Genomic DNA, 9,651 nt, shown 5'->3' on the forward strand with positions numbered 1-9,651 from the left:
GCCTGCGGCCAGCTTCCTAGTTTGATTTTTGATTTTCATTGAGTATGAGTTTTTTTCTTGACCTTGGTGTAAAACAATTCATTTTGCTATCTAGCTTGGTATAGGTTCTTTCAATATATTGGAAAGCGTTTGTGAAATGTGTTATAATTTATAAGAAAATATACAGTTTCGCTACAAATGAATATATTAGTTTATGTATAACTCAGTTTTTCTGATTAGGATAATATCTTATAAAAAACTATATTCTTGGAGATACAGTACTTAAATAGCATTTGTAAAGTAGCAAAATAGTCCATGTCTATTTTTATTGTAAGAATCAAAGTAGAGAGTGTTATGCTAATGGAAACTGTAATATTTTATTTTTTAGAATTTACTTGGATAAATTAACTTTGAAAGTTAAAGTGAGGTAATGTATGTTTGTATGTTTAAAGGGTTTAGGGAAATTTCGTAAATCCAAAGCTTATGGTTTGGTTGGTTGTTTGACACTATCAGCGGTGATTGGCTTAGCTGCACCAGAGTTACCAGTTATTGGTGGCGGGGTTGTTTCTGCTGATGTCATTCAAGGCGGTAGCGATATTCACGATGTGGATGTTCATAGTAAATCTGCAGAAGGTGTTGCTATGACTTATACCACTTATGACAGTGGAACGAGTGGAAAACAAACCGCATCAGGTAGCGGTGTCTTTGTAGCGCCGAATGTGATGGTAACAGTAGCTCATAACTACTATGATAAAAACCAAGAGGATAAGTCTGCGGTCTTGCGTGGTGGGGAGTCTGCTCGTAGTTATGTTGTGATGAACTCGGAAAAGGAGAAAAGCAATAAAGTACCTACTTCTGGTGTATCGGAAGTTCTTGAAAAAGACTCTATTCACTTGTATAACGGCAAAGACTTTGGTAAAGACTATAGCAATGACTTAGCGGTAGTAGTTACTAAAAAGCCTGTAGAAGCTATGACAGGGGGAGAAGACTCCCCAAGAGAGTTGAGTGATAAAGAGGTTTCTACTGGTGATAAAATCACTATGGTCGGATATCCCAATGATTTTTCTACTCCAAATTTAAGTAAAGAAAATAAAGCTCGATTGAAAGATGGTAAGGCTTATTCAGTCTCAACAACTGTGAGCAGTATCAATAAAGAGAGTGGTGCAGTCACTTATCATTCCTCAGCTTTAGGAGGTTTTTCAGGTGCTCCTTTGTTTAATGATAAGGGAGAGGTAGTCGGTATCCACCAGCACGGAACAAATACTTCAAATGCTCCTGAGAGTGAGCGTATTGGCGGTGGTACTATCTTTACGGAAAAGCACAGAGCTTGGATTCGTTCTATGATTGATAAATATGGTATAAAGGGTTGGTATATAGATGGTGCAAACCGTTACTACTATGATGAAAATAATATAGCTTTAAAAGATGTAGAGTCTGAGATTGACGGTGCTTGGTATAGTTTTGATGAAAAAGGTCGAGCTACTTTAGTAAAAGGTGAAGAAAAAGGTCGTGTTCTACTTCGAGTGGAAGATACTAAAGGAACTCGTTTGATTTCAGATAAGGTTGTTCAGGAAGGTACTGTTGGAAGTGGTTTGAATTTTCATTTAAGACAAAATCCAGACTTCAAACAGTTAATAGCAACTTCCCCAACAGCTAAAGTAGTATCCTATAACGGAGTGCCAATTAACAAATTAGCAAGTGATACAAGTTGGTCTGATGAATATGTAAGTAAGTTAGCTTTGGGTGATACAATTATAAGAGCGGTAGTAGATTCGGTAACTCCTCCATCTACGTCTTCTTCGGATTTTGCAAGAACTGAAGTTGGTAAAGTCGATTTGAGTGGTAAATCGAACTTACCTGTTCCTAGTAAAGAGGTGTTACAAGCTCCGAATGGCTCAGAAAATTTCTATGCTACAACGCACATTCAAACGCCAGATGGGTCGGGGTCAGGTACTTTAATTGCACCAAATTTGGTATTAACAGTCGCTCATAATTTCTTAACAGTTAAAGGTTCTGAAGTAATTACTAAATCTGGTCGTACCAATACAGTGTATAAAGCAACTTTACCTAATGGTAAGTCTGTGAATTTTTCAGATGATGATATTGTTTATTGGAATAAAAAAGACTCAGTATTTGGATTTAAAAATGACTTAGCTTTGGTTCGGTTAAAAGAAGCAGTAAAAGGAGTAACTCCTGTAGAGGTTGTAAAACAATCTTTGAAAGTTGCAGAGGGGGATTCAGTTTCGGTCTATGGTTTTCCAGATAACAAGCTAAGTCCAGTTTTAGATAGCAAAGTAGTAGGAACTACAGACTTCGGTTCTGGGATAGAGGGAATTAGCTATGGAGGTACGAAACCTGGAGCGTCTGGTGGTGGTCTTTATAATGATAAAGGTGCTTTAATTGGAGTTCACCAAAATGGTGTTGTAGGAAGCCGTAGTGGTGGTTTGGTTTTATCAAAAGAGCAGCTGGATTGGGTTCGTTCTTATATTGAGGGTCAACCAAAAGATCCTGTCTATGTGGAAGATAAAGAAGTGGAACCTTCTAAGAAGGATTCGGATAAGGATTTAGCTGGGAAATTAGATCCAAAAAAAGATAGTGGAAAAGAAGATTCTGGTATTTTAGGTACATCTGGTGACTTTGCAGCTCCTACAGTAGATAAGCCAGAGTTTAAAGGTGGAGTTCCTTTCACTGAATCTCCTATACTGGAAATCCCAGAGTATATGGGTGTATTATCAACCTCAGGAGAAGAACCGGCCCCAACAGTTGAACAGCATGACTTTACAGGCGGAGTTAACGGAGGCGACTCACTTGTTACAGAAGTTCCAGAGTATAGCGGTGTTCTATCCACATTAGGGGACTTTCCAGCTCCTACAGTAGCTAAGCCAGAGTTTAAAGGTAGGGTCAATGGTGCAGGTGCTGAGGTCCATCATATTTCAGACTATACAGGTGGAGTTCCTTTCACTGAATCTCCGATACTAGAAATCCCAGAGTATATGGGTGTATTGTCAACCTCAGGAGAAGAATCGGCCCCAACAGTTGAACAGCATGACTTTACAGGCGGAGTTAACGGAGGTGACTCACTTGTTACAGAAGTTCCAGAGTATAGCGGTGTTCTCTCCACATTAGGAGATTCTCCAGCTCCTACAGTAGCTAAGCCAGAGTTTAAAGGTGGCGTGAATGGAGGCGACTCACTTGTTACAGAAGTTCCAGAGTATAGTGGTATTATATCCACATTAGGAGATTCTCCAGCTCCTACAGTCGCTAAGCCAGAGTTTACAGGTGGCGTGAATGGAGGCGACTCACTTGTTACAGAAGTTCCAGAGTATAGTGGTGTTCTCTCCACATTAGGAGATTCTCCAGCTCCTACAGTCGCTAAGCCAGAGTTTACAGGTGGCGTGAATGGGGGCGACTCACTTGTTACAGAAGTTCCAGAGTACAGAGGTTTCCTATCCACATTAGGTAATTCTCCAGCTCCTACAGTCGTTAAGCCAGAGTTTACAGGTGGCGTGAATGGAGGCGACTCACTTGTTACAGAAGTTCCAGAGTATAGTGGTATTATATCCACATTAGGAGATTCTCCAGCTCCTACAGTAGCTAAGCCAGAGTATATGGGTGATACATTATCAAGCTCAGGAGAAGAATCGACTCCAACAGTTGAACAGCATGACTTTACAGGCGGAGTTAACGGAGGCGACTCACTGGTTACAGAAGTTCCAGAGTATAGCGGCGTTCTGTCCACATTAGGAGATTTTCCAGCTCCTACAGTAGCTAAGCCAGAGTTTAAAGGTGGCGTGAATGGAGGTGAATCTCCGATACTAGAAATCCCAGAATATATGGGTCCATTATCAACCTCAGGAGAAGGAAGTTCAGTAGTGAAATCTACTGATAAACAAGTAAATAATAAAAACACTAAAGATGAATCAGAAACGAAGCACGTTGTCTCAGGAATTGCTAGTTCACAACGTATTTTAAAAAATGAAACAGGAAGTATTCAAATTCAAGCTTCAGAAGAAGTATTGAAAAATGTGATAGGTATTCAAATGCAAGAAGTTCAAGTTAGTGATTTCAGTTCATTAAACTACAAAGCATTTGATATCAAATTGAAGGATGTAAATGGTAGATATGTTAAACCTGAAGGAAAAGTCCTTGTTACTTTTGCTATAGATCAGTCCGTTGAGAATGTTTATGCTGTAGATCCAGAAGGAAAACTACACACTATTGAATTCGAACAAAAAGATGGAAAGATTATTTTTGAGACTAATAATTCTAGTATTTATGCGATGACTTTCCGACACTCCATTGACAATCCACTATTTAAAAATCCTACAGAAGATAACAAGGCTGAGGAAGTTTCACTGTCGCCTAAATTGTTATCTACAAATGAAAACTCTGAATCTAATCGATTAGAGAATAAAGTAAGTAATAACGAACAGTCTATGTTACCAAATACAGGTGAGTCTGCCTCATCACTAACAATCTTATTTGGTTTTGTAGGAGTGTTCCTTGGAGCAATGATTTCTTATAAGCGAAAAGACAGTTAATTTGTCTGAAATCTCACTTTGAACTTCTACGTTAATCTAAAATAAACCAGTCTGGAGTCCTGTAAAAAGATGGGAATTCTAGGCTGGTTTTATTGATATAGAAGTTTATAATAAGATTCGTAATTTTGAGTAATAGGTACGGATATTTATGTTATCTGAAACTACTTTCAGAAACGGCTGTTCTATAAAATACTTTTGAAACTGAAATCTATTCTATGACAAAGTATTGAAAGCGCTTAACAAATGGTATATAATGACCTCATAAGAACAAAGAAAAGGAGGAAAGAGGATGCCACAGATTACTAAAGAAGCCTTGATTGCACAAATCAAAGATGGAATCATCGTTTCTTGTCAGGCCCTTCCTCACGAACCGCTTTATACAGAAGCGGGAGGAGTCATTCCCTTGCTGGTCAAAGCGGCTGAGCAAGGTGGAGCAGTCGGTATCCGAGCAAACAGTGTTCGTGATATCAAGGAAATCAAGGAGGTTACAAAACTTCCGATTATCGGGATTATCAAACGAGATTATCCGCCACAAGAACCCTTCATCACGGCTACCATGAAAGAAGTTGATGAATTGGCAGAACTTGATATAGAGGTAATTGCTCTAGACTGTACTAAACGTGAACGCTATGATGGTTTGGAGATTCAAGAGTTCATCCGTCAGGTTAAGGAGAAATACCCTAACCAGCTCTTGATGGCTGACACAAGTACTTTTGAAGAAGGCCTAGCTGCTGTTGAAGCAGGAATTGACTTTGTCGGAACAACCTTATCAGGATACACATCTTACAGTCCTAAAGTGGATGGTCCCGATTTTGAATTGATCAAAAAACTTTGTGATGCTGGTGTAGATGTCATTGCAGAAGGGAAAATTCATACACCAGAACAAGCCAAACAAATCCTTGGATATGGAGTGCGAGGTATTGTTGTCGGTGGCGCTATTACTAGACCAAAAGAGATTACAGAACGCTTCGTTGCTGGTCTTAAATAACACAATCTCAAAGTAGAGGAGAGAGGTGGATGCGTCGGATAAAATGAAAACGTATACAAATAAAAACTTGCTCATTATCCAATATGGATACGCTTATCAATTAGGAGAATACAAATGAAATTTAGAAAACTAGCTTGTACAGTACTTGCAGGTGCTGCGATTCTTGGCCTTGCTGCATGTGGAAATTCTGGTGGAAGTAAAGATGCTGGAAAATCTGGTGGAGATAGCGGAAAAACAGAAATCACTTGGTGGGCATTCCCAGTCTTCACTCAAGAAAAAACTGGTGATGGTGTTGGAACATATGAAAAATCTATCATCGAAGCCTTTGAAAAAGCAAACCCAGATGTAAAAGTGAAATTGGAAACAATCGACTTTAAGTCAGGTCCAGAAAAGATCACTACAGCTATCGAAGCAGGTACAGCTCCAGACGTACTTTTTGACGCACCAGGACGTATCATCCAATATGGTAAAAATGGTAAATTGGCTGACTTGAATGACCTCTTCACGGATGACTTTGTTAAAGATGTCAACAATGAAAACATTGTAAAAGCAAGTAAAGCTGGAGACAAAGCTTATATGTATCCAATCAGTTCAGCACCATTCTACATGGCGATGAACAAGAAAATGTTGGAAGATGCTGGAGTTGCGAACCTTGTAAAAGAAGGTTGGACAACAGACGACTTTGAAAAAGTATTGAAAGCGCTTAAAGACAAAGGGTATACACCAGGTTCATTGTTCAGTTCTGGTCAAGGGGGAGACCAAGGAACACGTGCCTTCATCTCTAATCTTTATGGAGCTTCTGTAACAGACAAAGATGTAACAAAATATACAACTGATGATCCTAAATTCGTCAAAGGTCTTGAAAAAGCAGCTAGTTGGATCAAAGATGGTTTGTTGAACAATGGTTCACAATTTGACGGTGGGGCAGATATCCAAAACTTTGCGAATGGTCAAACATCTTACACAATCCTTTGGGCACCATCTCAAAACGGTATCCAAGCTAAACTCTTGGAAGCAAGTAAAGTAGAAGTGCTAGAAGTACCATTCCCATCAGATTCAGGTAAACCAGCTCTTGAATACCTTGTAAACGGATTTGCAGTATTCAACAACAAGGACGACAAGAAAGTTGCAGCATCTAAGAAATTCGTTCAATTCATCGCGGATGACAAAGAATGGGGTCCAAAAGACGTTGTTCGTACGGGTGCTTTCCCAGTTCGTACATCATTTGGTAAACTCTATGATGACAAACGTATGGAAACAATCGGTGCTTGGACTAAGTACTACTCACCATACTACAATACAATTGATGGTTTTGCAGAAATGAGAACTCTATGGTTCCCAATGTTGCAATCAGTTTCAAATGGCGATCAAAAACCAGCTGATGCATTGAAAGCATTTACTGAAAAAGCAAACGAAACTATCAAAAAAGCTACAAAACAATAAGCACTGAATCAGATTACTTCCTCCCTTTTCCCTGTGCATAATCTATGTAAGAAAAGGGAGGATTTTATTTGAAATATCAGGAACTGTCACGAAATTAAAATGAAGTTCTTACATAAGAGAATCTTAAAAAATTTCATTTTGATTTTAAAACAGTTCAAGAAAATCCAAAATATTCTATTTGTGAAAGAGAGGTGCCGACTGTGAAAGTCAATAAAATTCGTATGCGGGAAACAGTGATTTCCTACGCTTTCTTAGCACCAGTATTATTCTTCTTTGTCATCTTTGTATTGGTTCCTATGATTATGGGATTCATTACAAGTTTCTTTAACTATTCAATGACTAAATTTGAGTTTGTGGGTTTGGACAACTACATTCGTATGTTTAAAGACCCTGTCTTTATGAAGTCTTTGATTAACACAGTTATTTTGGTTGTTGGATCTGTACCGATTGTTGTTCTCTTTTCGCTCTTTGTGGCGTCGCAAACCTACCATCAAAATGCTATTGCCAGATCTTTCTACCGTTTTGTCTTCTTCCTTCCTGTTGTAACAGGTAGTGTTGCCGTAACAGTTGTTTGGAAATGGATTTATGACCCACTATCAGGGATTCTAAACTTTGTCCTTAAATCAAGTCATATCATCAGCCAGAATATTTCTTGGTTGGGAGATAAACACTGGGCATTACTGGCAATTATGATTATCCTCTTGACAACTTCAGTTGGTCAACCAATCATCCTCTACATAGCTGCTATGGGGAATATTGACAATTCACTGGTTGAAGCGGCTCGTGTAGACGGTGCAACTGAATTTCAAGTTTTCTGGAAGATTAAATGGCCAAGCCTTCTTCCAACAACTCTTTATATTGCAATCATCACAACAATCAACTCATTCCAAGTTTTCGCCTTGATTCAGCTTTTGACATCTGGTGGACCAAACTACTCAACAAGTACCTTGATGTACTACCTTTACGAAAAAGCCTTCCAATTGACAGAATACGGCTATGCCAATACAATTGGTGTCTTCTTGGCAGTTATGATTGCTATCGTAAGCTTTGTTCAATTTAAAGCACTCGGAAACGACGTAGAATACTAAAGAAAGGAGACAGCTATGCAATCTACACAAAAGAAACCTTTAACAGCTTTCACTGTTATTTCAACTATTATCTTGCTCTTGTTGACCGTGCTGTTTATCTTTCCATTCTACTGGATTTTGACAGGTGCCTTCAAGTCACAACCTGATACCATTATGATTCCGCCACAATGGTTCCCTAAAATGCCGACCATGGAAAACTTCCAACAACTCATGGTGCAAAACCCTGCTATGCAGTGGATGTGGAACTCTGTGTTTATCTCATTGGTAACCATGTTCTTAGTCTGTGCGACCTCGTCTCTAGCAGGTTATGTATTGGCTAAAAAACGTTTCTATGGTCAACGTATTCTCTTTGCAATCTTTATCGCTGCCATGGCACTTCCAAAACAAGTTGTCCTCGTACCGTTGGTACGTATCGTCAACTTCATGGGAATCCATGATACACTTTGGGCAGTTATCTTGCCTTTGATTGGATGGCCATTTGGGGTCTTCCTCATGAAACAGTTCAGTGAGAATATCCCTACAGAGTTGCTTGAATCAGCTAAAATCGACGGTTGTGGTGAGATTCGTACCTTCTGGAGCGTAGCCTTCCCAATTGTGAAACCAGGATTTGCAGCCCTTGCAATCTTTACCTTCATCAATACTTGGAACGACTACTTCATGCAGTTGGTAATGTTAACTTCACGTAACAATTTGACTATTTCACTCGGTGTTGCGACTATGCAGGCTGAAATGGCAACCAACTATGGTTTGATCATGGCAGGTGCAGCTCTTGCTGCTGTGCCAATCGTAACAGTCTTCTTAGTCTTCCAAAAATCCTTCACACAAGGTATTACTATGGGAGCTGTTAAAGGATAAGAAACGATTTCTTTTACAGTATCAATTGGCTATTGTTAGCACTATCTAAAAGCCTCCGACAGTAAATGACACTGTTGGAGGTGTTAGTTTTAATCGCTTAATGACGATTTTTAAAGGAGAAAATAATGATTTTTGACGATTTAAAAAATATTAGCTTTTATAAAGGAATTCATCCAAATCTTGACAAGGCAATTGATTATCTTTATGAACATCGTAAAGATTCATTCGAGTTAGGAAAATATGATATTGATGGTGACAAGGTCTTTCTAGTTGTTCAAGAAAATGTCCTAAATAAAGCTGAAAATGACCAGTTTGAACATCACAAGAACTATGCTGACCTGCATTTGTTGGTAGAAGGCCATGAATATTCTAGCTACGGTTCACGTATTAAAGATGAAGCAGTAGCATTTGACGAAACAAGTGATATTGGTTTTGTCCATTGTCATGAAAAATACCCACTCTTGTTGGGTTATCACAATTTTGCGATTTTCTTCCCAGGAGAGCCACATCAACCAAATGGTTATGCAGGTATGGAAGATCAAGTTCGCAAGTATTTGTTTAAAATTTTAATTGATTAGAATGATCAGCAGAGATATCTGATGACTATCTTATACTCTTCGAAAATCAAATTCAAACCGCGTCAGCTTCGCCTTGGAATATATATGTGACTGACTTCGTCAGTCTTATCTACAACCTCAAAGCAGTGCTTTGAGCAACCCGCGGCTAGCTTCCTAATTTGCTCTTTGATTTTCATTGA

The 9,651-nt window shown here is 38.9% G+C and carries 6 protein-coding genes; all 6 read left to right on the plus strand.

Annotated elements, in window-relative coordinates; translation table 11 throughout:
* Positions 1–413 precede the first annotated feature (413 nt).
* The 6 genes from HT717_RS09920 (at position 414) to HT717_RS04755 (ending at position 9,472) form a co-directional block, all read left to right on the plus strand.
* A complete protein-coding gene (locus tag HT717_RS09920) occupies positions 414–4,520 on the plus strand; it encodes an SIALI-17 repeat-containing surface protein (protein ID WP_240149501.1) in 4,107 nt (1,368 codons plus the stop codon).
* 289 nt (positions 4,521–4,809) lie between these two features.
* Positions 4,810–5,508 (plus strand): N-acetylmannosamine-6-phosphate 2-epimerase, encoded by a 699-nt coding sequence (locus HT717_RS04735; RefSeq protein WP_001135675.1) that lies wholly within the window; start codon positions 4,810–4,812, stop codon positions 5,506–5,508.
* 114 nt (positions 5,509–5,622) lie between these two features.
* A complete protein-coding gene (locus HT717_RS04740) occupies positions 5,623–6,951 on the plus strand; it encodes an ABC transporter substrate-binding protein (protein WP_020900413.1) in 1,329 nt (442 codons plus the stop codon).
* Positions 6,952–7,172: 221 nt separating this feature from the next.
* Positions 7,173–8,039: a sugar ABC transporter permease gene (locus HT717_RS04745; RefSeq protein WP_153193231.1), complete on the plus strand. Its 867-nt coding sequence runs from the start codon at positions 7,173–7,175 to the stop codon at positions 8,037–8,039.
* A 15-nt stretch (positions 8,040–8,054) separates the two neighbouring features.
* Positions 8,055–8,894, plus strand: a complete 840-nt coding sequence (locus HT717_RS04750; RefSeq protein ID WP_001192119.1) for a carbohydrate ABC transporter permease — start codon at positions 8,055–8,057, stop codon at positions 8,892–8,894.
* Positions 8,895–9,019: 125 nt separating this feature from the next.
* Positions 9,020–9,472, plus strand: a complete 453-nt coding sequence (locus HT717_RS04755; protein ID WP_173304534.1) for a YhcH/YjgK/YiaL family protein — start codon at positions 9,020–9,022, stop codon at positions 9,470–9,472.
* Positions 9,473–9,651: the final 179 nt, after the last annotated feature.

Source organism: Streptococcus sp. 959 (assembly GCF_013277075.1).
In the GTDB taxonomy this organism is placed as follows: Bacteria; Bacillota; Bacilli; order Lactobacillales; family Streptococcaceae; genus Streptococcus; species Streptococcus pseudopneumoniae_C.